The following is a 21,111-nucleotide window of genomic DNA, read 5'->3' on the forward strand; positions in this document are numbered from 1 at the left end:
TCCCGCGCAACTTAGCCGTGCAACGCGCGCTTGTCGGCGGCGAGCGCGGCTTCGTGGATCACTTCGGACAACGACGGGTGGGCGTGGACGATGCGCGCCAAGTCTTCGCTGGCGGCCTTGAACTCCATCGACACCACGCCTTCGCTGACCAGCTCGGACACCATCGGGCCGATCATGTGCAGGCCCAGGATGCGGTCGGTCTTGGCGCAAGCCAGGATCTTCACCGTGCCTTGCGCCTGGCCCAGGCCCAGCGCGCGGCCGTTGGCGCCGAAGCCGGAGGTGCCCTTCTTGTACTCGACGCCCTCGGCCTTCAGCTGCTCTTCGGTCTTGCCGACCCAGGCGATTTCCGGCGAGGTGTAGATCACCCACGGAATCACGCCGAAATCGACATGCGGCTTCTGGCCGGCGATGCGCTCGGCCACGGCCACGCCCTCTTCCGACGCCTTGTGCGCCAGCATCGGGCCGCGCACCACGTCGCCGATCGCCCAGACATTGGGCAGATTGGTGTGGCAGTGCTCGTCCACCGCGACGAAGCCGCGCTCGTCCAGTTGCAGGCCAACAGTCTCGGCGCCCAGGCCCTGGGTGTTCGGCACGCGGCCGATGGAGACGATCAGCTTGTCGAACTCGGCCTTCACCGCTTCGCCGTTCAATTCGTAATTGACGGTGACGCTCTTCTTGCCAGCCTTCACTTCGCCGATCTTCACGCCCAGCTTGATGTCGAGGCCCGTATCTTTAGTCAGCGTCTTGAAGGCTTCCTTGGCGATCTGCTGGTCGGCGGCCGCCAGGAAGGTCGGCATCGCTTCCAGAATGGTCACCTCAGCGCCTAAACGCTTCCAGACAGAGCCCATTTCCAGGCCGATCACGCCGGCGCCGATCACGCCCAGGCGCTTCGGCACGGCGGAGAGCGCCAGCGCGCCCTCGTTGTCCAGCACCAGCTGGTTGTCGGTGGCCAGGCCCGGCAGCGCGCGCGGGCTGGAGCCGGTGGCCACGATCACGTGGCCGGCTTCCAGCGTGTCCACCACCGCGCCGTTGTCGGTGACTTCGATCACCCACTTGTCGCCCTGGCGGCCCTTGAAGGCGGCCAGGCCGTGGATGTTGGCGACCTTGTTCTTCTTGAACAGGAAGCTGATGCCCGAAGCGTTCTTGGTGATGATGTCGGTCTTGCGGGCCAGCATCTGGCCGACGTCCATCTTGGCGCCGGACACGCTGATGCCGTGCTTGGCGAAATCATGCTGCACCGCGTGGAAGTTTTCCGACGACTGCAGCAGCGCCTTGGACGGAATGCAGCCTACGTTCAGGCAGGTGCCGCCCAAGCTGGGCTTGCCTTCCGGGTTTTTGAACGCGTCTACGCAGGCGGCGCTGAAGCCCAGCTGGGCCGCGCGGATGGCGGCAACGTAACCGCCTGGGCCGCCGCCGATCACTACCACATCAAACTGTTGGCTCATGGTATTCCCTTGGGATCAGGCCTTGCCGACTTTGAACAGCAAGGCCCCGAAAGCGATCATGAACAGCGCGATGACGATCTTGCCCACCCGGCTGTAGCTGTCCTCACGCACGCCGCGCTGATGCTTCTTCCAGGTCAGGAAGAGCAGCACCACGCCGGCCAGCACCGAGGCCACGCCGTAAAACCAGTCAGGCAGATTCATTCTCGCTCCGTTCTTGCAGATTCAGACAGGCCGGCTCGCGCCGGCCCTTGTCGTTACAGGTCGAGGATCAGGCGGGCCGGATCTTCGATGGCGTCCTTGATCGCCACCAGGGACAGCACCGCTTCGCGGCCGTCGATGATGCGGTGGTCGTAGGACTGGGCAAGATACATCATCGGGCGCACCACGACTTGACCGTTCTCAACCACGGCGCGCTCCTTGGTGGCGTGCATGCCCAGGATCGCCGATTGCGGCGGGTTGATGATCGGGGTGGACATCATCGAACCGAAGGTGCCGCCGTTGGAGATGGTGTAGGTGCCGCCGGTCAGCTCTTCCACGGTCAGCTTGCCTTCCTGGGCGCGCTTGCCGAAGTCGGCGATCTGCTTCTCGATGTCCGCCAGGCTCAGCTGGTCGGCATTGCGGATCACCGGCACCACCAGGCCGCGCGGGCTGCCTACCGCCACGCCGATGTCGAAGTAGCCGTGGTAGATGATGTTGTTGCCGTCGACGGAGGCGTTGACGATCGGGTACTTCTTCAACGCCGAAACCACAGCCTTGACGAAGAAGCCCATGAAGCCCAGCTTGATGCCGTGCTCTTTCTCGAACTTGTCCTTGTACTTGTTGCGCAGGTCCATCACCGGCTTCATGTTCACTTCATTGAAGGTGGTGAGGATGGCGTTGGTCTGCTGGCTCATCACCAGGCGCTCGGCCACGCGCTGGCGCAGGCGCGACATCGGCACGCTCTGCTCCGGACGGCCGGACAGGATGCCGGCGATGTTGACGGCGGCCGGGGTCGACGACAGCGCCGCGCCGGAGGACACCGGGCCGGCTTGCGACGGGGCGGCCGGCTTGGCGGCGGCTTGCACGTCTTCCTTCAGGATGCGGCCGTCGCGGCCGGAACCGGCGACATTCGCCAGGTTCACGCCGGTTTCGGCGGCCAGCTTGGCGGCGGACGGCATGGCGGCGGCGCCTGCCGCCGGCGCGGCGGCCGGGGCTTGAACCGGAGCCGGCGCGGCTGCCGGAGCGGCGGCTGCCGGGGCAGGAGCGGCGTCGCCGGCTTGGGCTGCGGTGTCGATCTTGGCGATCAGCTGGCCGGACACCACGGTGGCGCCGTCCTGCTCGATGATCTCAACCAGCACGCCGGCTTGCGGGGCCGGCAGCTCCAGCACCACCTTGTCGGTTTCCAGGTCGATCAGGTTTTCGTCGCGCTTGACGAATTCGCCGACCTTTTTGTGCCAGCTCATCAGCGTGGCTTCGGATACGGATTCCGGCAGTTGCGGGACTTTGACTTCAATCAGCATGTTCTTCTCCATGGCGGGACGGCGGCCGGCCGTCCCTGACTTTCTCGTAGGCTCAGCGGGCGACCGACATCGCTTCTTCGACGAAGGCTTTCAGCTGGGCGACGTGCTTGCTCATATAACCGACCGCCGGCGACGCCGACGACGGGCGACCGGCGAACGACAGTTGCTGCTTGGCGGACAACAGGCCTTCCAGGCGGTGGCGGATCTGGTACCAAGCGCCCTGGTTGCGCGGCTCTTCCTGCACCCACATCACTTCCTTGGCCTGGGTGTAGCGCGCCAGCTCGGCGGCCACCTGCTCGGTCGGGAACGGGTACAGCTGCTCGATGCGGACGATGGCGATCTCATCTTCCAGACCGCGTTCCTTGCGGCCGGCGGCGAGGTCGTAATATACCTGGCCGGCGCACAGCACCACGCGCTTGACCTTCTTCGGATCCTTGACGATGGCGTCGCCGATCACCGGGCGGAAGCTGCCGCTGGTCAGGTCTTCGATCGGGCTCATCGAATCCTTGAAGCGCAGCAGGCGCTTGGACAGGAAGATCACCAGCGGCTTGCGGTACGGGCGCAGCACCTGGCGGCGCAGCATGTGGAACATCTGGCCGGCTTCGGACGGCATCACCACTTGCATATTGTGCTCGGCGCACAGTTGCAGCCAGCGCTCCAGGCGGGCGGAGGAGTGCTCCGGGCCCTGGCCATCGTAGCCGTGCGGCAGGATGGTGGTCAGGCCGCACAGACGGCCCCACTTGGTCTCGCCGGAAGAGATGAACTGGTCGATGGCCACCTGGGCGCCGTTGGCGAAGTCGCCGAACTGGGCTTCCCAGATCACCAGCTGGTCGGGAGCGGAACAGGCGTAGCCGTATTCGTAGGCCAGCACCGCTTCCTCGTTCAGGATGGAGTCGATCACCAGGAAATCGGCCTGGTTGTCGGACATATTGCGCAGCGGCACATAGGCGCCCTGGTCCCAGCGCTCGCGGTTCTGGTCGTGCAGCACCGCGTGGCGGTGGCTGAAGGTGCCGCGGCCGGAGTCTTCGCCGGAGATGCGCACGCCGAAGCCGTTGGTCACCAGGCTGGCGTAGGCCAGCGTCTCTGCCATGCCCCAGTCGACATTCTGCTCGCCGGCGGCCATCGCCTTGCGCGCGGCCAGCACTTTCTGCACGGTCGGGTGCAGCTTGAAGCCTTCCGGCAGCGAGGTGAACTTGTCGGTCAGGCGCTGGATGTCGGCCTGCGGCAGCGAGGTGTCGGTCGGGTGCGCCCAGTGGGTGCCCAGGTACTGGCTGAAGTCCAGCGCGTGTTCGCGGCGGTAGTTGGTCAGCGCGGTCTGTTCGACATGCTCGCCCTTGTCCAGCGCGTCGCGGTAGGCCTGGATCTGCGCGTCGCCTTCTTCCGCCTTCAGCACGCCCTCCTGCACCAGGCGCTCGGCGTACATCGCGCGCACGCCCTGGTGCTTGGCGATCTTCTTGTACATCATCGGCTGGGTCAGGAAGGGATCGTCGCCTTCGTTGTGGCCGAGCTTGCGGTAGCACACCAGGTCGATCACCACGTCCTTCTTGAAGGTCATGCGGTAATCCAGCGCGGCCTGCATCACGTAGCAGACGGCTTCCGGATCATCGCCGTTCACGTGCAGGATCGGCGCTTCGATCATCTTGGCCACGTCGGTGCAGTACATCGTCGAGCGGATGTCGCGGGTGTCCGAAGTGGTGAAGCCCACCTGGTTGTTGATGACGATGTGGATGGTGCCGCCGGTGCCGTAGCCGCGGGTCTGCGACAGGTTGAAGGTGCCTTGGTTGACGCCCAGGCCGCCGAAGGCGGAGTCGCCGTGGATCAGCACCGGAACAGCGGTCTTGCGTTCCGCGTCCTTGCGGCGCTCCTGGCGCGCGCGCACCGAGCCCTCCACCACCGGGTTGACGATTTCCAGGTGCGACGGGTTGAACGCCAGCGACACGTGCATCGGGCCATTGGCGGTCGGGATGTCGGACGAGAAGCCCATGTGGTACTTCACGTCGCCGGAAGCCATCTGCTGGGCGGCCTTGCCTTCGAATTCGGCGAACAGGTCGCGCGGCTGCTTGCCCAGGGTGTTGACCAGCACGTTCAGGCGGCCGCGGTGGGCCATGCCGATGATCAGTTCCTGCACGCCTTGCGCGGTGGCGTTCTGGATCAGGTGGTCCAGCGCCGCGATCGCGGATTCGCCGCCTTCCAGCGAGAAGCGCTTCTGACCGACGTACTTGGTGTGCAGGTAGCGTTCCAGCGTTTCCGCCGCGGTGATCTGCTTCAGGATGCGCTGCTTCTTGGCCGCGTCGTAGCGCGGGGTGGACAGGTCGCCCTCGAAGCGCTTCTGCACCCAGTGTTTTTCATCGGACTGGGTGATGTGCATGAACTCGACGCCGATATTGCCGCAGTAGGTCTGCTTCAGGCGCGCCAGGATGTCGGACAGCGGCAGCTTCTGCGGGCCCACCAGCGAGCCGACGTTGAACTGCACCGCCATGTCGGCGTCGGTCAGGCCGTGGGTGGCCGGATCCAGTTCGCGCAGCGTCTGCTGGTCCATCCGCTTCAGCGGGTCGAGGTTGGCCTGGCGCGAGCCCAGCACGCGGTAGGCCGAGATCAGCTTGAGCACGCCCACCTGCTTCTGCATCGCGTCCCAGTCGGCGGCGGCGCTGCTGCGCTGGCCGGACAGCGGCTTCTTGGCCAGCTGGATGAACGACTCCTGGATCGGCTGGTGCGGCACGTCGCGCTCGGCGGCGCCCGGCGCCTGCGCCAGCTTGTCGAAGTAGTCGCGCCACTCGTTCGGAACCGAATTGGCGTCAGCGAGGTACTGTTCGTACAGCTCCTCGATGAACGGTGCATTCCCACCGAACAGGTAAGAATGGCTGTACATGGATTGCATCATGATCTGGCTACCCTTTGTCTTTACGTTGCAGCATTCACTCAAAGCGCTTGGGCAAGGCGGCCTTGCCCCAGCGCTCTGTAAAAAAGGGCTGGCTGAAGCCCCCGCTTCAACCAACCCTGGTGTTTCACATCAGCGCTTCGCCACTTCCACGAAGTCGCGGCGCGGAGCGCCGGTGTACAGCTGGCGCGGACGGCCGATCTTCATGCCCGGGTCGCCGATCATCTCGTTCCAGTGCGCGATCCAGCCCACGGTGCGGGCCAGCGCGAAGATCGGGGTGAACATCGAAACCGGGATGCCGATCGCGGACAGCACGATGCCGGAGTAGAAGTCCACGTTCGGGTACAGCTTGCGCTCGATGAAGTACGGGTCGTTCAGGGCGATCTTTTCCAGCTCCATCGCCAGCTTGAACTTCGGGCTGTCGCCCAGGCCCAGTTCCTTCAACACTTCGTCGCAGGTCTGCTTCATGATGGCGGCGCGCGGGTCCATGTTCTTGTACACGCGGTGGCCGAAGCCCATCAGCTTGTAGCGCTTGTCCTTCACGCCCTGCATGAAGTCGGCCACATTGTCCACCGAGCCGATCTCGTCCAGCATCTTCAGCACGGCTTCGTTGGCGCCGCCATGCGACGGGCCCCACAGGCAGGCGATGCCGGCGGCGATACATGCGAACGGGTTCGCGCCGGAGGAGCCGGCCAGACGCACGGTGGAGGTGGAGGCGTTCTGCTCGTGGTCGGCGTGCAGGGTGAAGATGCGGTCCATCGCGCGGGCCAGCACCGGGTTCACCTTGTACTCTTCGCACGGGGTGGAGAACATCATGTGCAGGAAGTTTTCCGCGTAGTTCAGGCCGTTTTTCGGGTAGGAGAACGGCAGGCCCTTGTTGTAGCGGTAGGCTTGGGCGGCGATGGTCGGCAGCTTGGCCACCAGGCGGTGGGCCGAGATGCGGCGGTGTTCCGGATTGGAGATGTCCAGCGAGTCATGGTAGAACGCGGACAGCGCGCCCACCACGCCCACCATCACGGCCATCGGATGCGCGTCGCGGCGGAAGCCCTTGAACAGGCTCATCAGCTGGTCGTGCAGCATGTTGTGGCGCATCACGCCGCGTTCGAATTCCTTGCGCTGCGCCGCGGTCGGCAACTCGCCGTTCAGCAGCAGGTAGCACACTTCCAGATAGTCGCTCTTCTCGGCCAGCTGCTCGATCGGGTAGCCGCGGTAGTACAGATGGCCGAGGTCGCCGTCGATGAAGGTGATGCCGGATTCGCAGCTGGCGGTGGCGAGGAAGCCCGGGTCGAACGTGAACATCCCGGTCTTGCCGAAAGAGCGGATGTCTACGACGTCCGGACCCAGCGAGCCCCCCAGGACCGGCAGGTCGATGGAGTCCTTACCCTCGTTGTAGCTGAGCGTGACTTTGCGATTAGTTTCCACAGCAATACTCCCAGTCGGTTTATATCGTTGTTGTTGGAGTGGTTTCGGCCTTACAGCGATCGGAGGATCGCCACAATGGCCATCTCTTCCGGATCCTCGAGATCGGCCTTGCCGCTGACGATATCCAGAAAATCGGTGTCGGCCAGATCCAGCAGACGGCGGTAGGCCTCGATCTCGGCCGGGGCCAGCCGCCCGAACGGCCCGGCCAGGAATTTCTCCAGCACCAGGTCCAGTTCGAGCAGGCCGCGGCGCGAGCGCCAGCGCATCCGCTTCAGTTCTATCGGATCGTAAGTCGTCATACCGCGCGCTTGACCATCAGGTCCTTGATCTTGCCGATCGCCTTGGTCGGGTTAAGGCCCTTCGGGCAGACGTCGACGCAGTTCATGATGGTGTGGCAACGGAACAGGCGGTACGGGTCCTCCAGATTGTCCAGACGCTCGCTGGTGGCTTCGTCGCGGGTATCGGCGATGAAGCGGTAGGCGGCCAACAGGCCGGCCGGGCCGACGAACTTGTCCGGGTTCCACCAGAACGACGGGCAGGACGTCGAGCAGCACGCGCACAGGATGCACTCGTACAGGCCGTCCAGCTCCTTGCGGTCCTCCGGCGACTGGCGGCGCTCGCGTTCCGGCGGCGGCGTGTCGTTGATCACGTACGGTTTGATCGAGTGGTACTGCTTGAAGAACTGCGCCATGTCCACGATCAGGTCGCGCACCACCGGCAGGCCCGGCAACGGACGCAGCTCGATCGGCTGCTTCAGGCCGCGGAAGTCGGTGACGCAGGCCAGGCCGTTCTTGCCGTTGATGTTCATCGCGTCGGAGCCGCAGACGCCTTCGCGACAGGAACGGCGGAAGCTCAGCGTGTCGTCCTTGATCTTCAGCTTGACCAGCGCGTCCAAGAGCTTGTGCTCGGTGGCGTCCATCTCCACGCTGATGTCCTGCATGTACGGCTTGGCATCCTGGTCCGGGTTGTAGCGGTAGATGCGGAATTTGATGGTTTCGGTAGTCATCTCTGGTTCAACCCTTAGTAGGTGCGGGCCTTCAGCTTGATCGTGTCCACGGTCAGCGGCTGCATGTTCACCGGCTTGTACTCCAGGCGGTTGCCGTCGCGGAACCACAGCGTGTGCTTCAGCCAGTTGACGTCGTCGCGGCCGTTCGGGGTGGCCTCGGTGTCCAGCGCGTCGTCGCGGACGTGGGCGCCGCGGCTTTCGGTGCGGGCATTGGCGGAAACCATGGTGGCCTTAGCCACTTCGATCAGGTTCTCCAACTCCAGCGCCTCGATGCGGGCGGTGTTGAACACCTTGGACTTGTCGCCGATTTCGGTCTTGGCGACCATGTCGGCCACTTCCAGGATCTTTTCCACGCCTTCGGCCAGCATGTCCTTGAAGCGGAACACGCCGCAGTGGGCCTGCATGGTGCGCTGCAGCGCGGCGCGAGCCTCGTGCACCTGCACGCCGTTGGTCTGGTTGTCCAGACGCGCGACGCGGGCGACCGAACGCTCGACGTCGGCCATAGCCAGCTCCGGCAGGTCTTCCGGATGCTGCTTGATGAATTCGATCATCGAGTTGGCCGAGCTCTTGCCGAATACCAGCAAGTCCAGCAGCGAGTTGGTGCCCAGGCGGTTGGCGCCGTGCACCGACGCGCACGCGCATTCGCCGGCGGCGTAGAAGCCATGCACCGCCTCGCCGTGGATCACCACTTCGCCGTGGTAATTGGTGGGGATGCCGCCCATCTGGTAGTGGCAGGTCGGCACCACCGGAATCGGGGCCTTGATCGGGTCCACGCCGGCGAACTTGATCGAGATCTCGCGGATGCCCGGCAGCTTGGACATGATCACCTCGGGGTCGAGGTGGGTGATGTCCAGCAGCACGTGATCCTTGTTCGGACCGCAGCCGCGGCCTTCGTTGATCTCGGTCACCATCGCGCGCGACACCACGTCGCGGGAAGCCAGGTCCTTGGCGTTCGGCGCGTAGCGCTCCATGAAGCGCTCGCCCTGCGCGTTGCGCAGAATGCCGCCTTCGCCGCGCACGCCTTCGGTGATCAGCACGCCCGCGCCGGCCACGCCGGTCGGGTGGAACTGCCAGAATTCCATGTCTTCCAGCGGGATGCCGGCGCGCGCCGCCATGCCCACGCCGTCGCCGGTGTTGATGAAGGCGTTGGTGGAGGAAGCGAAGATGCGGCCGGCGCCGCCGGTGGCAAACAAGGTGGCCTTGGCCTGGAACACCACGATTTCCGAGGTTTCCATTTCCATGGCGACCACGCCCTGCACGCGGCCTTCGGCGTCGCGGATCAGGTCAAGCGCCATCCACTCGACGAAGAAGTGAGTGTTGGCGCGCACATTGCGCTGGTACAGCGCGTGCAGCATCGCGTGGCCGGTGCGGTCGGCCGCGGCGCAAGCGCGGCGAACCGGCTTGCCTTCGCCGAAGTCGGACATGTGGCCGCCGAACGGACGCTGGTAGATGGTGCCATCCGGATTGCGGTCGAACGGCATGCCGTAGTGCTCCAGCTCCACCACCACTTTCGGGGCTTCGCGGCACATGAATTCGATCGCGTCCTGGTCGCCCAGCCAGTCCGAACCCTTGACGGTGTCGTACATGTGCCAGTGCCAGTTGTCCGGCTCGGAGTTGCCGAGCGAAGCGGACACGCCGCCCTGGGCGGCCACGGTATGGGAGCGGGTGGGGAAAACCTTGGACAGCACGGCGGTCTTCAGGCCGGCTTCCGACAGTTGCAGCGCAGCGCGCATGCCGGCGCCGCCGGCGCCCACGACTACCGCATCAAAATGACGAACAGGAATACCCATTACAGCCCCCAAACCACTTTAACGGAATAGATGAAACAGGAAACCAGCCAGACGATGGTGAACATGTGCAGCGCCAGGCGGATGCCCACCGGCTTCACATAGTCCATCCACACGTCGCGGATGCCCACCCATACGTGCAGGAACAGCGCCAGCAGCGTGGTCTGGGTCAGCACCTGCACCCAGGTATGGCTGAAGAGGTCTTTCCAGCCTTCATAGCCGGACGGCAGCGCCAACAGGAACAACGCCAGGGCCACGGTGTAGATCACCATCACCACGGCGGTGACGCGCTGCATCACCCAATCGCGCAGGCCGTAGCCGGCGCCGACAACATTGCGGTTTACCATAGAGCGATGCCTCCCAGAACCAGGGTCAGCGCCAGGCTGACGACCAGCACGGTCTTGGCGGTGGCGCGGGCGGTCTCAAGTTCCAGACCTTTGTGAATATCGAGAAACAGGAAGCGGATGCCGGCGCAGAAGTGATGCATGTAAGCCCAGATCAGGCCCAGCAGCACCAGCTTCATCAGCGGGTGGGCGACCACGGCGCGGTAGGTTTCAAACGATTCGGCCGAACTGAGCGAACCGTGCAGCAGATAGATCAACAGCGGGAGGGAGAAGAACAGCGCCACACCACTGACCCGGTGCAGGATGGAGACGAAGCCCGGCACGGGCAGTCTGATCCTGGCCAAGTCCAGATGCTTCGGTCTTTGCTTCTGCATAAGGCTTTCCTTGGATGTTTTTTGTGACCAAGAGGGTTACATGGCGACCGCCCACCACGGGAGGCCGCCCGGCCGGCTCTGCCCTTGTGTCGGGCGATGCCTGCCTTTACCTGGCACATTGCCGACGATTCATTTGCAATATGCGCCGGGGATTCTAACAAATCTCGGACTACCCCGTACTGCTTCCGAGTCTTTTAATCTGCGTCAAAGCGGCCAGCCTTCAGCCGTGTTTCACTGTATAAGCCAGCTGGTGCGTCAGGCAGTAGCGCTGCCGCCATTCCAGCGGACTGCCGTCCATGCCTTCGGACAAGCGCAGCAGGCACAGCGCCGGCACATCGGCCACCATGCCGGTCACGCCCAGAAGCCCCGCCTCTTCCCGCGGCAGCATCTCGGCGCGGAACTGCTCGCTGCGCACGCGCACGCGCACGCCGAAACGCTGCTGCAAGGTGGCGTAGACGCCGGCCGAATTGCGCAGCCAGCGCGCTTCCATGCCATCGAATCTTTCCGCCGGCAGCAGCACGTCGTCCAGCGCCACCGGCGCGCCGTGCCAGCGCCACAGCTGGCGAATTCTCAATAAAGGCGCCAGGCGCCGCAATTGCAACGCGTCGGCGATGTCCTCGCTGGCGTTCAGCCGCGACAGGCCCAAAAACTCCCGCGCCAGATCGTCCGGCTGCTCGCCGAACAGCCCAGGCGTCAGCAGCGCCGCGTCGCCCCAGTCGCCCGGCACCGGGGCCACATAGGTGCCGCGCCCCTGCTGCCGGTAAAGCAGGCCGGCGGCCTCCAGTTCGGACAAGGCCTTGCGCACCGTGCCTTGGCTCGCGCCCAGCTCGCCAGCCAGCTCCCATTCGCTGGGCAGCGCCTCATGCGCCTGCCACTCGCCCTCGCCCATTCTTTCCAGCAGCCGCTGTTTGACCTGGGCATAAAGCGGCTGTCTTTTCAGGGTATTGGCCGTCATGGTCTGTGTTTTAACACCAAACAAATCAAGCGTAAAGGCAAGTCTTATATAAGACACAAGACTTAAACGAGCGTTTGATGCCATATTCTTGACTGATTAGTCCAAATCGATAAACAGCCGTGATACACTCAGGCCACACCTATACTGCAGGGCAACATCTGCAGCTCATTATCGGATAAGTCAAAGGAGAGTCCGCCAATGAAAGCCCCCGTTCGCGTTGCCGTAACCGGCGCTGCCGGCCAGATCGGCTATAGCCTGCTGTTCCGTATCGCCAGTGGCGAAATGCTGGGCAAGGACCAGCCGGTCATTCTGCATCTGCTGGATCTGCCGCAAGCCCAAACCGCGCTGAAGGGCGTGATGATGGAGCTGGAAGACTGTGCCTTCCCGCTGTTGGCCGGCATGGTGGCCACCGACGACCCGAACGTGGCCTTCAAGGATGTCAAGGTTGCCCTGTTGGTCGGCGCCCGCCCGCGCAGCAAGGGCATGGAGCGCAAGGACCTGCTGGAAGCCAACGGCGCCATCTTCACCGTGCAGGGCAAGGCGCTGAACGACCACGCCGCCCGCGACGTCAAGGTGCTGGTAGTCGGCAACCCGGCCAACACCAACGCCTGGATCGCGATGAAGTCGGCTCCGGATCTGGACCCGAAAAACTTCACCGCCATGTTGCGTCTTGACCACAATCGCGCGCTGTCGCAGATCGCCGCCAAAACCGGCAAGCCGGTGGCTTCGATCGAGAAGCTGGCGGTATGGGGCAACCACTCGCCGACCATGTACGCCGACTACCGCTTCGCCACCATCGACGGCCAATCGGTTAAAACCCTGATCAACGACGACGTGTGGAACCGCGACGTGTTCCTGCCCACCGTGGGCAAGCGCGGCGCCGCCATCATCGAAGCGCGCGGCCTGTCCTCCGCCGCCTCCGCCGCCAACGCCGCCATCGACCACATCCACGACTGGGTGCTGGGCAGCAATGGCAAATGGGTGACCATGGGCGTGCCGTCCGACGGCTCCTACGGCATCCCGGAAGGCGTGATGTACGGCGTGCCGGTAGTATGCGAAAATGGCGAATACAAACGAGTTGAAGGCTTGGAAATCGACGCGTTCAGCCGCGAGCGGATGGACCTGACCCTGGCCGAACTGGAAGAAGAGCGCGCAGCCATCGCTCACCTGTTTGGCTGATACCCGAGCCGGATCGAAGAAAGCGCACCGCAAGGTGCGCTTTTTGTCTTTGGTCAAACCGCCATTCCGCATTTGCATTTATTGATTACCATCGACTGCCATTTGGAGTAGAGCATGATTGAAGTTGAAGTCCTGAACCAAATCGCGGCCAAGATCGAAGACCTGGCCGCCCGCGCCGCCGATATTCGGGGGTATCTTTGACTACGACGGCAAAAAAGACCGTCTGGAAGAAGTAAGCCGCCTCACCGAAGATCCGGATATCTGGAACGATCCGAAAAAAGCCCAGGACCTGGGCCGCGAGCGCAAACAGCTGGAAGACGTGGTGCTGGTGCTGGACAGCATCAACGCCACCCTCGCTGACAGCCGCGAACTGTTCGACATGGGCAAGAGCGAAGACGACGACGACACCATCCTCGCCGTGCAAGCCGACCTGGAAGGCGTGGAAGAGAAAGTGGCGAAGATGGAATTCCGCCGCATGTTCCACGACCCGATGGACCCCAACAACTGCTTCCTGGACATCCAGGCCGGCGCCGGCGGCACCGAAGCCCAGGACTGGGCCGGCATGCTGCTGCGCATGTACACCCGCTACGCCGAACGCAAGGGCTTCAAGGTGGACGTGCTGGAAGTGTCCGAAGGCGAAGTGGCCGGCGTCACCAGCGCCACGCTGAAGATCGAAGGCGAATACGCCTACGGCCTGTTGCGCACCGAAGTGGGCGTGCACCGCCTGGTGCGCGTGTCGCCGTTCGACTCCAACGCCCGCCGCCACACCTCGTTCTCGTCGGTATTCGTCTACCCGGAAGTGGACGACAGCTTCGAGATCGACATCAACCCGGCCGACCTGCGCGTGGACACCTACCGCGCCTCCGGCGCCGGCGGCCAGCACATCAACAAAACCGACTCGGCGGTGCGGATCACCCACATCCCCACCAACACCGTGGTGCAGTGCCAGAACGACCGTTCGCAGCACCGCAACCGCGACGAGGCGATGCAGATGCTGCGCGCCAAGCTGTACGAGCTGGAACTGAAAAAGCGCAACGAAGCCAAGCAGGCGCTGGAAGACACCAAGACCGACGTGGGCTGGGGCCACCAGATCCGCTCCTACGTGTTCGACCAGTCCCGCATCAAGGATTTGCGCACCAGCCACGAGGTGGGCAACATCAAGGGCGTCATGGACGGCGACCTGGACGGCTTCATCGAAGCCAGCCTGAAGCACGGCGTCTAAGCCAAACCGGCCGGCTCCCCGCGGGAGCCGGCCAAGCCGTTTTTATTGTTTTGCCGCAGGAACCCAACCCGGCACGGAGTCATCATGTCTGATCACGAACAAGCACCGGCGCAAAGCCAAGACGAAAACCAGATCATGGCGGAACGCCGCCTGAAACTGCAGGCGATCCGCGAAAAAGGCATCGCCTACCCCAACGACTTCAAACGCAGCCACTTCGCCAAACCGCTGCAGGACGACCACGCCGCCAAAGAAGCGGAAGCGCTGGAAGCCGAAAAAATCGAAGTCGCCGTCGCCGGCCGCATGATGCTGAAACGTGTGATGGGCAAAGCCAGCTTCGCCACCCTGCAGGACGTGAGCGGCCGCATCCAGGCCTTCATCTCCCGCGACAACGTGGGCGAAGACGTCTACGCCGACTTCAAGCGCTGGGACCTGGGCGACATCATCGCCGTCAAGGGCGTGCTGTTCAAGACCAAGACCGGCGAACTGACGGTGCAGGCCAGTGAAGTGCGCATGCTGTCCAAGAACATCCGTCCGCTGCCGGAAAAATTCCACGGCATCAGCGACCAGGAAACCAAATACCGCCAGCGCTACGCCGACCTGATCATGAGCGAGGAAAGCCGCGACACCTTCATCAAGCGCTCCAAGATCGTGCAGAAGGTGCGCGACGTGATGGTGGGCGAAGGCTACCTGGAAGTGGAAACCCCGATGATGCACCCGATTCCGGGCGGCGCGTCGGCCAAGCCGTTTGTCACCCACCACAACGCCCTGGACATGCCGCTCTACCTGCGCATCGCCCCGGAGCTGTACCTGAAGCGCCTGGTGGTGGGCGGCCTGGAACGCGTGTTCGAAATCAACCGCAACTTCCGCAACGAGGGGATGAGCACGCGCCACAACCCCGAGTTCACCATGATCGAGTTCTACGAAGCGTACAGCGACTACCAGCGCATGATGGAGATGACCGAAACCATCATCCGCGAATGCGCGCTGGTTTCCTGCGGCGCCACCACCGTGAGCTACCAAGGCAAGGAAGTGGACCTGGGCAAGCCGTTCGACCGCTTCACCATCGTGGAAGCGATCAAGCACTACAACCCGCAATACACCGACGCGCAACTGTCCGACTCCGCCTGGGTGGCCAGCGAGATCAAGCGCCTGGGCGGCAAGCTGCCCCCGGCGCCGGGCCTGGGCAGCCTGCAGCTGGCGCTGTTCGAAGAATGCGCCGAGTCGCTGCTGTGGAACCCGACCTTCATCATCGACTACCCGGTGGAAGTCTCCCCGCTGGCGCGCGGCTCCGACACCCAGCCGGGCCTGACCGAGCGCTTCGAGCTGTTCATCGTGGGCCGCGAGCACGCCAACGGCTACTCGGAGTTGAACGATCCGGAAGACCAAGCCGCGCGCTTCCAGGCGCAAGTCGCCCAGAAGGATGCCGGCGATGATGAGGCGATGCACTACGACGCCGACTACATCCGCGCGATGGAATACGGCCTGCCGCCGACCGGCGGTTGCGGCATCGGCATCGACCGCCTGGTGATGCTGCTGACCGATGCGCCGTCTATCCGGGATGTGATCTTGTTCCCGCACATGCGTCCGGAGTAAGCTTTAGCGAGTTGACATTGGGCTAAAGAGAAAGCCGCTCACTGCAAGGTGGGCGGCTTTATTTATATTTAAAAAATACCTTGGGTTTTATTTCCACCCAACAAAGTGACAGGAGAAAAAAATTAAAAAAACAAATACAACCCAAGTCAAGATGTAAAAATAAGTACTTGCAAACTTCCAAGCCAAAGTAGCACAAAATGACTCAAAGCATGTCATTGCAGGAACATTATCCGACTTTCTAAATTCATCTGAAAATCTATGCTTACTAATAAAGTAGGTATCATCGACTGGCTCATGATTATATGAGCAAGAGGTACGAATCTTAGCGTATTCTAAAGCTAGCTTCTCATACTGTTCCACTGTGAGAGAAGGAGCTTTTTTTTCACACTCGACAATGATTGAAATACGCGTTTGAAAATCATTAAGCTCTTCTGCATTTCGATAAAGAGCATCAGCCTTAACTCCACTCCCCCCCGCCCACTCAACCAGTGTCAATACCAAAATCAACAAACCAAGACAAGCAGAAATAGCAGTCAGATAATTATCCAAAGAAGAACCTGATATGACAAAAATCTTCTGTATAAATGCAACCGCTATAATAGAAGCTGAGAATAAAGATAAGCTTAACGTTGAAAATATATCTTTTCGCCGTATTCGCCTCGCAGAATTATACCTAGCACTAGCAGTACGCCAAGCCTTTTTCCGAAGCTCTTCCAAACTGTCTTTCATGCGCCTCCTGCCTATTTAGGGCAGACCTCTCCAATACAATCTATTATATCCTCTCCCACAAAATTTATAGTGGAAGGTTCCGATTTTACGGACCTAGAATCAGGTAATGTTCACTTCCGCCCCCAATGCAACTAAAGTCCATCGAGAGGTATGCGCATGCATTGAGAGGTCTGCTTAGCTATTCTACTACAATCTCATCAATACACAACCCCTTCATCCGCATGCATTGATGACAATACAAACCTCTTATAGCTTTGAAATCGGCTTTCTATTTGCTCATCACTCAAAGACTCATCTGGTGCGACTCTACCCCTCGCTACTAAAAATTCTAACTTATCAACCAAACTAACAATTGAATCATAATTTTTAACATAGCCACCTGTCGGGTTAAACTTCATCTCCCAGTATGCTCTAGACAATTTTTTCAAATTGGGTGGGGCCGTAAAATCAAACTCACCAAGCCGGCCAAACAAATTACTAATCGCATTGTCAATTCTATACAGCAAACTCATATCATTTATCTGATTAAAATATGCAATCCAACCATATCTTTTATTATCTGATATAGCACCAGCCACCTTCTCATTTAGCTCAGAAACAAATATATCTTTTAACCTGCTTGAATTTAAATAACTTAATCTTTCCAGTCTTTTACTTTTATTATGTCTAAAATCACTAAACTTTGCTGCAATGGACTGCAAAAACCTTTCAACTGTGGCATGCCTAACCGTGAGAGTATCACCATCAAAACGATATCCAAGGTATAAAAATGGCTCGCATCGCCTTCCAAAGTGTGTCTTTTCTGAACTTAAGGGATGTAGTTTCAACCCCCTAGTCTGAAGCCTCCTTTTCAAGGATTTAAATGCAAATTCCACACTATCTCTCTCACCATACATTAACACATCATCTACATACCGATGATACCCAACACCCATCCCCACCATACCATCATCTATTGGCTGCATATAGATAGATGACAATATATTTGATATAGCAAGACCCTGAGGTATTCCACACGCCCTCTTATATTTATGATATAAATTTTTAGAGCAATTTTTCGGAACCGTCGGAGTAACCAAAGAGCTCTTAATCAGTTTCAATGCAATTTTCGATTTAATACGGCGAGAAAGCAGTGCAATCAACCTACTTATATCTACATCATCATAAAATGTAACAATATCTGCCCCACAAACCCACGTGGAATCCATAGGTAGCTCAGCTAACTTTCCAGAAATATCCCGAATATATACGCTTGCGATGTTCCTAGTAACTCTTTCAGGATAGATTATCGACAGAAACTTATTTAGCTGGGAAAGAATTATTCTATCGCGTATTGTTGGAACGGAAATTAATCTGGGTGGCTTTTCTCTATTTTTTACCTTAAGAACCTCTAAGTAAGGAGAAAATCTATACGTCCCATTTATACTTTTCTCACAAGCCAAATATATTTCCGCAGCAGCCCTCGATGAAAATTGAAAGCCATTAATCCTATCAATACCTTTTGCGGAACTATTTTTATATTTCGCCTGATAAATATCAATCAAAAAATGAGCCGAAAAAAGGCTGCGAAACAAGCCATCATCATCAATCACCCCATCATTATACTTTTTAACTATGCCCTCTATCATAACAAAAAAGCCTCTATAAAATAAATACCGCAACCTTTACGCAAAAGCTATCAATTAAACTATACCGCTCTAACTATAACATTAACCACATAATATATATTTGTTTGGTGTCCGCTCCGCGGACTGATCCTTTAATGCCGGTTCCGCCCGGCTTGACGGGTCCATTTCTTTTGCTTCGCCAAAAGAAATGGACGAAAGAAAAGGCGACCCAACAGCGCTGCGAAACCCCGCCTCCAAAGCCCTTTCCAAGGCGCCGCCGAACTCGCGGGGCGCTAACGTCGCCCCGCTCAAACAAACGGCGGCTTAAAACCTTGGAAAGGGCTTCGGAGTCGGCTTGCGCTGATGGGATAGGGGCAAGTTGGTTCGACTCTACAACCAGCAAAAAGCAAAGACATTGAGATGATACAACATCAGCATAACTCATTCATCATGTCAGCAAGTTTGAAGCTCTCCATGACATGGAGGAAGACAAGCCTGTAGGAATCTTGGTCAGCAGTTCTGAGATATCCACACGGTAGTGTGGACTGGCAGACGAGAAACAAGCACGTTTGCGACGTGCCCCATCCCCTTCAAGCCTGCCGTCGGGTGGCAGGCCCGAGGTTTTAAGCGGCTGCCTGTTTGAGTCCCGCGACGTTAGCGCAGGACGAGTTCAGCCGCGCCTCGGGTCTGACGGGAACCGGCGGGAAGCCGCAGGCCAGGCTTGCAGGGTGGCCGGGATACCGAGTGAGGCCATAGAGCAGGCAAATATCCCCTCCCTGCCGCCGGGCAGCCCCGGCAACCCAAATCATCATCCGCGCAGCGGATTCCCAAAAGCACATCACAGGCAAACCGCCCGCTACTTGCTCGCCTTATCCAGCAAGCCGCCAAACATCTCCGGGTCAACCAAGTCTCTCAGCGCCACGCCCAAGGCGTCGGCCAATGCTCCCATATTGTCGATGGAGACATTGCGCTCGCCGCGCTCGATCTCTGACACATAGGTTCTGCTCATCCCCGCCTGCAAAGCCAACGCCTCCTGCGACACATCGTGCAGACGTCTGGCAATCCGCAGGTTGCGGGCGAAAACCGCGCGGGCGGTTAAGGGTTTTGTTGTGTTTTCCATACCCCGATAGCATCAGCGCTTGCTAGCGCTCAAGCCACACGGTATGATTTGCAAAATGTTAACTATAAGTGACTTTTTGATTGTTATTGATATCTTCATGACACTCATTATGTGCTATGCGCTGCTTTGCCAGCCACACATGGGGGTGCTTATGCAGAAAATTCCCATTCCGTGATCTACGGCGCTTTGCCGCTCCCGCTCTGTCTTGACCACATGCAGAACGTTGCCCACCCGACCACGACAACGTTCAATCAAAATGAGGGTTTTGCCATGCCTAGCATCACCCGCAGTTCATCGCATCTCGCGCTTTCCCTGAAAAACCGCCACCCCGCCCGCAGCCGTTGGCTGCTGCACAACCCAGTCCCCACCCATCCGCCCAGCCTGCTGGCCATGACCCGGCTGCACGAAGCCTTTGCCGCCTTGCAAGAGCAACTGGCCGGCAAGGATCAAGCCAAGGTCAGAGAACCGGCCGCGCGCGTGGCGCATTTGTGCCACGACATCGAGCAGGCGGTGGTGGAGTCCATCTGCCACCTCGCCCATGGCCAATTGGGTTTGCAATCCGTGATCGAGCTGCTGGCTTGCCTGGGCGACGATGTCCGCCTGCCTTCCAGCCGCATCACGGAGTTGCTGTCGCCGCTGGACAAGCGCATGGACGAGTCGCTGTCGCTGCTCACCCGCGTGCTGTAAGCCCTGCTCCATGAGCCAACAGCCTGCCCGCTTCCCAGCGACAGGCTGTTTTTGATTCGACGGATTTTGTAGGGTGGAATCCCGGCAAAGCCGGGAGTTCCACCGCAATGCGATTCACTGCGATATGGCGGTGCAATGCCCGGCTGAACAATGGCTGCATCCAATCGTTTCAAGCCGGGTATTGCACCCTACGCTTGCGACGCCCGCCAGCCCTCCAGCCGTATCACCGAGTTGCTGATGCCGCTGGGCAAGCGCATGCACGAGTCGCTGACACTGCTCACCCGCGTGCTGTAAGCCCTACATATCTCGCACAAACATTAAAACGTATACGATGCGCCCTATTCCCCTTCAGCACGCGCCGGGCAAAAAGCGTTGGGCGGGGTTTTAAGACGCCGGCGGTTCGACGCCGCGCGACATTCGCGCGCGGCTAGTTCCGGCGGCTCCTCGCCCGGCGCTTTTTGGCCGGGGTTTCGCGGGCTGCTGGGGCGGCCTGGGGTCGAAAGGGGGCTGGCCGCGCAGCCCCCTTTCCCGTTTGCCGGGCGGAACCGGCACTTAAACATCGTCCGCGCAGCGGACTCCATGCCGCGCGCAAGCTATGGCGGGCCGTGGCGGGAGCATCATTCCGATGCGCCGGTGGTGAAGCCGGTACGCCAATCCCGCCATGCGCCTGCCGCCCTGCCCCGCAAGCGGCAGGTCAAAGCGCTTCACACGTCAATTCCAAATCGATATAGTCTGCCGGGTTGCCGCGCCGCGCGCGGCTGCGCTTCTTGGCGCCACATGGAGATGCAGATGAGCGAGAAATACACCGGGCAGTGCCTGTGCGGCGCAATCCAGTATGCCGCCGCCGCCGAACCGCTGTTCACCGGCAACTGCCACTGCCTAGATTGCCAGCGCAGCTCCGGCAGCGCCTATATTCCGGCCATGGTTTTTCCCGAAGCGGCGGTGGAAATTGTCGGCCAGGCCAAATACTTCGCAACCACCGCCGATAGCGGCAATACCCACAGCCGGGGCTTCTGTCCGAACTGCGGCTCGCAATTGTTCGCCAGATTCAGCGCCATGCCCGGCCTGCTGGGCATCAAGGCCGGCACGCTGCACGACACCTCGCGCTACGCGCCCAAGCTGGATTTTCACGTGGCCAGCGCCGCGGCCTGGGACTACATGAATCCGCAGTTGCCGAAGAAGCCGGGGCCGGCGCAAGGCTAACAAGCCCATAGCCCGTCCACATCCGGTCTGTCAGCCCCAATCAGCAGCCAGTCCGCCCGCT

General features: G+C 60.3%; 20 protein-coding genes. 6 read left to right on the forward strand and 14 right to left on the reverse strand.

Annotated elements, in window-relative coordinates; all coding sequences use genetic code 11:
- Positions 1 to 11: 11 nt before the first annotated feature.
- The 11 genes from lpdA to MY55_RS16985 all read right to left on the reverse strand — a co-directional run bounded on the left by lpdA (position 12) and on the right by MY55_RS16985 (position 11,710).
- Entirely contained in the window at positions 12 to 1,445 is a 1,434-nt protein-coding gene (lpdA, locus tag MY55_RS16935; RefSeq protein ID WP_065202754.1) for a dihydrolipoyl dehydrogenase, read from the reverse strand.
- A gap of 15 nt (positions 1,446 to 1,460) precedes the next feature.
- On the reverse strand, positions 1,461 to 1,646 hold the full coding sequence (locus MY55_RS16940) for a hypothetical protein (protein ID WP_043580479.1): 186 nt from the start codon (positions 1,644 to 1,646) through the stop codon (positions 1,461 to 1,463).
- A gap of 53 nt (positions 1,647 to 1,699) precedes the next feature.
- Entirely contained in the window at positions 1,700 to 2,944 is a 1,245-nt protein-coding gene (gene odhB / locus MY55_RS16945; RefSeq protein WP_043580478.1) for a 2-oxoglutarate dehydrogenase complex dihydrolipoyllysine-residue succinyltransferase, read from the reverse strand.
- 52 nt (positions 2,945 to 2,996) lie between these two features.
- Positions 2,997 to 5,825 (reverse strand): 2-oxoglutarate dehydrogenase E1 component, encoded by a 2,829-nt coding sequence (locus MY55_RS16950; protein WP_043580476.1) that lies wholly within the window; start codon positions 5,823 to 5,825, stop codon positions 2,997 to 2,999.
- 129 nt (positions 5,826 to 5,954) lie between these two features.
- Complete coding sequence (gene gltA / locus MY55_RS16955; protein ID WP_043580473.1) at positions 5,955 to 7,244, reverse strand: citrate synthase; 1,290 nt, start codon at positions 7,242 to 7,244, stop codon at positions 5,955 to 5,957.
- A gap of 50 nt (positions 7,245 to 7,294) precedes the next feature.
- Positions 7,295 to 7,543 carry an FAD assembly factor SdhE gene (locus tag MY55_RS16960; protein WP_043580471.1) on the reverse strand — a complete coding sequence of 83 codons (249 nt, stop codon included), beginning with the start codon at positions 7,541 to 7,543 and terminating at the stop codon, positions 7,295 to 7,297.
- Positions 7,540 to 8,250, reverse strand: coding sequence for a succinate dehydrogenase iron-sulfur subunit (locus MY55_RS16965; RefSeq protein ID WP_047236507.1), 711 nt, complete (start codon positions 8,248 to 8,250; stop codon positions 7,540 to 7,542). The genes MY55_RS16960 and MY55_RS16965 overlap by 4 nt, the downstream gene beginning before the upstream one ends.
- A 14-nt stretch (positions 8,251 to 8,264) precedes the next feature.
- Entirely contained in the window at positions 8,265 to 10,040 is a 1,776-nt protein-coding gene (gene sdhA / locus MY55_RS16970) for a succinate dehydrogenase flavoprotein subunit (RefSeq protein ID WP_043580467.1), read from the reverse strand.
- Positions 10,040 to 10,384: a succinate dehydrogenase, hydrophobic membrane anchor protein gene (gene sdhD, locus MY55_RS16975; RefSeq protein ID WP_043580465.1), complete on the reverse strand. Its 345-nt coding sequence runs from the start codon at positions 10,382 to 10,384 to the stop codon at positions 10,040 to 10,042. The genes sdhA and sdhD overlap by 1 nt, the downstream gene beginning before the upstream one ends.
- Entirely contained in the window at positions 10,378 to 10,755 is a 378-nt protein-coding gene (gene sdhC, locus MY55_RS16980) for a succinate dehydrogenase, cytochrome b556 subunit (RefSeq protein WP_043580463.1), read from the reverse strand. The genes sdhD and sdhC overlap by 7 nt, the downstream gene beginning before the upstream one ends.
- A 220-nt stretch (positions 10,756 to 10,975) precedes the next feature.
- Positions 10,976 to 11,710 (reverse strand): GntR family transcriptional regulator, encoded by a 735-nt coding sequence (locus MY55_RS16985; protein ID WP_065202755.1) that lies wholly within the window; start codon positions 11,708 to 11,710, stop codon positions 10,976 to 10,978.
- Between the two features lie 198 nt (positions 11,711 to 11,908).
- Between MY55_RS16985 and MY55_RS16990 the strand changes: the two genes are divergently transcribed.
- From MY55_RS16990 to lysS, 3 genes are all read left to right on the forward strand, one after another.
- On the forward strand, positions 11,909 to 12,889 hold the full coding sequence (locus tag MY55_RS16990; RefSeq protein WP_065202756.1) for a malate dehydrogenase: 981 nt from the start codon (positions 11,909 to 11,911) through the stop codon (positions 12,887 to 12,889).
- A gap of 114 nt (positions 12,890 to 13,003) precedes the next feature.
- Positions 13,004 to 14,111 (forward strand): peptide chain release factor 2 gene (prfB, locus tag MY55_RS16995; protein ID WP_101706234.1). Its coding sequence is split into 2 segments (ribosomal slippage): positions 13,004 to 13,087 and positions 13,089 to 14,111, totalling 1,107 coding nucleotides; the frame shifts between segments, so codons are not numbered across the junction.
- Between the two features lie 84 nt (positions 14,112 to 14,195).
- Entirely contained in the window at positions 14,196 to 15,704 is a 1,509-nt protein-coding gene (lysS, locus tag MY55_RS17000) for a lysine--tRNA ligase (protein WP_065202757.1), read from the forward strand.
- Between the two features lie 87 nt (positions 15,705 to 15,791).
- On the opposite strand, the gene MY55_RS23715 is transcribed toward lysS, so the two are convergent.
- From MY55_RS23715 to MY55_RS17005, 3 genes are all read right to left on the reverse strand, one after another.
- Positions 15,792 to 16,433, reverse strand: a complete 642-nt coding sequence (locus MY55_RS23715; protein WP_157889355.1) for an SLATT domain-containing protein — start codon at positions 16,431 to 16,433, stop codon at positions 15,792 to 15,794.
- A gap of 197 nt (positions 16,434 to 16,630) precedes the next feature.
- Positions 16,631 to 18,061, reverse strand: coding sequence for a reverse transcriptase domain-containing protein (locus MY55_RS22805; RefSeq protein WP_081284731.1), 1,431 nt, complete (start codon positions 18,059 to 18,061; stop codon positions 16,631 to 16,633).
- Positions 18,062 to 18,896: 835 nt separating this feature from the next.
- Entirely contained in the window at positions 18,897 to 19,160 is a 264-nt protein-coding gene (locus tag MY55_RS17005; RefSeq protein ID WP_046155361.1) for a helix-turn-helix domain-containing protein, read from the reverse strand.
- Positions 19,161 to 19,430: 270 nt separating this feature from the next.
- Here MY55_RS17005 and MY55_RS17010 point away from each other — a divergent pair, with 270 nt between their 5' ends.
- The 3 genes from MY55_RS17010 to MY55_RS17015 all read left to right on the forward strand — a co-directional run bounded on the left by MY55_RS17010 (position 19,431) and on the right by MY55_RS17015 (position 21,050).
- Positions 19,431 to 19,847, forward strand: a complete 417-nt coding sequence (locus MY55_RS17010) for a DUF1484 domain-containing protein (protein WP_065202758.1) — start codon at positions 19,431 to 19,433, stop codon at positions 19,845 to 19,847.
- Between the two features lie 150 nt (positions 19,848 to 19,997).
- Positions 19,998 to 20,141 (forward strand): DUF1484 family protein, encoded by a 144-nt coding sequence (locus tag MY55_RS23175; RefSeq protein WP_208856058.1) that lies wholly within the window; start codon positions 19,998 to 20,000, stop codon positions 20,139 to 20,141.
- A gap of 495 nt (positions 20,142 to 20,636) precedes the next feature.
- Positions 20,637 to 21,050 (forward strand): GFA family protein, encoded by a 414-nt coding sequence (locus MY55_RS17015; protein ID WP_065202759.1) that lies wholly within the window; start codon positions 20,637 to 20,639, stop codon positions 21,048 to 21,050.
- Positions 21,051 to 21,111: the final 61 nt, after the last annotated feature.

The organism is Chromobacterium subtsugae (assembly GCF_001676875.1).
In the GTDB taxonomy this organism is placed as follows: domain Bacteria; phylum Pseudomonadota; class Gammaproteobacteria; order Burkholderiales; family Chromobacteriaceae; genus Chromobacterium; species Chromobacterium subtsugae.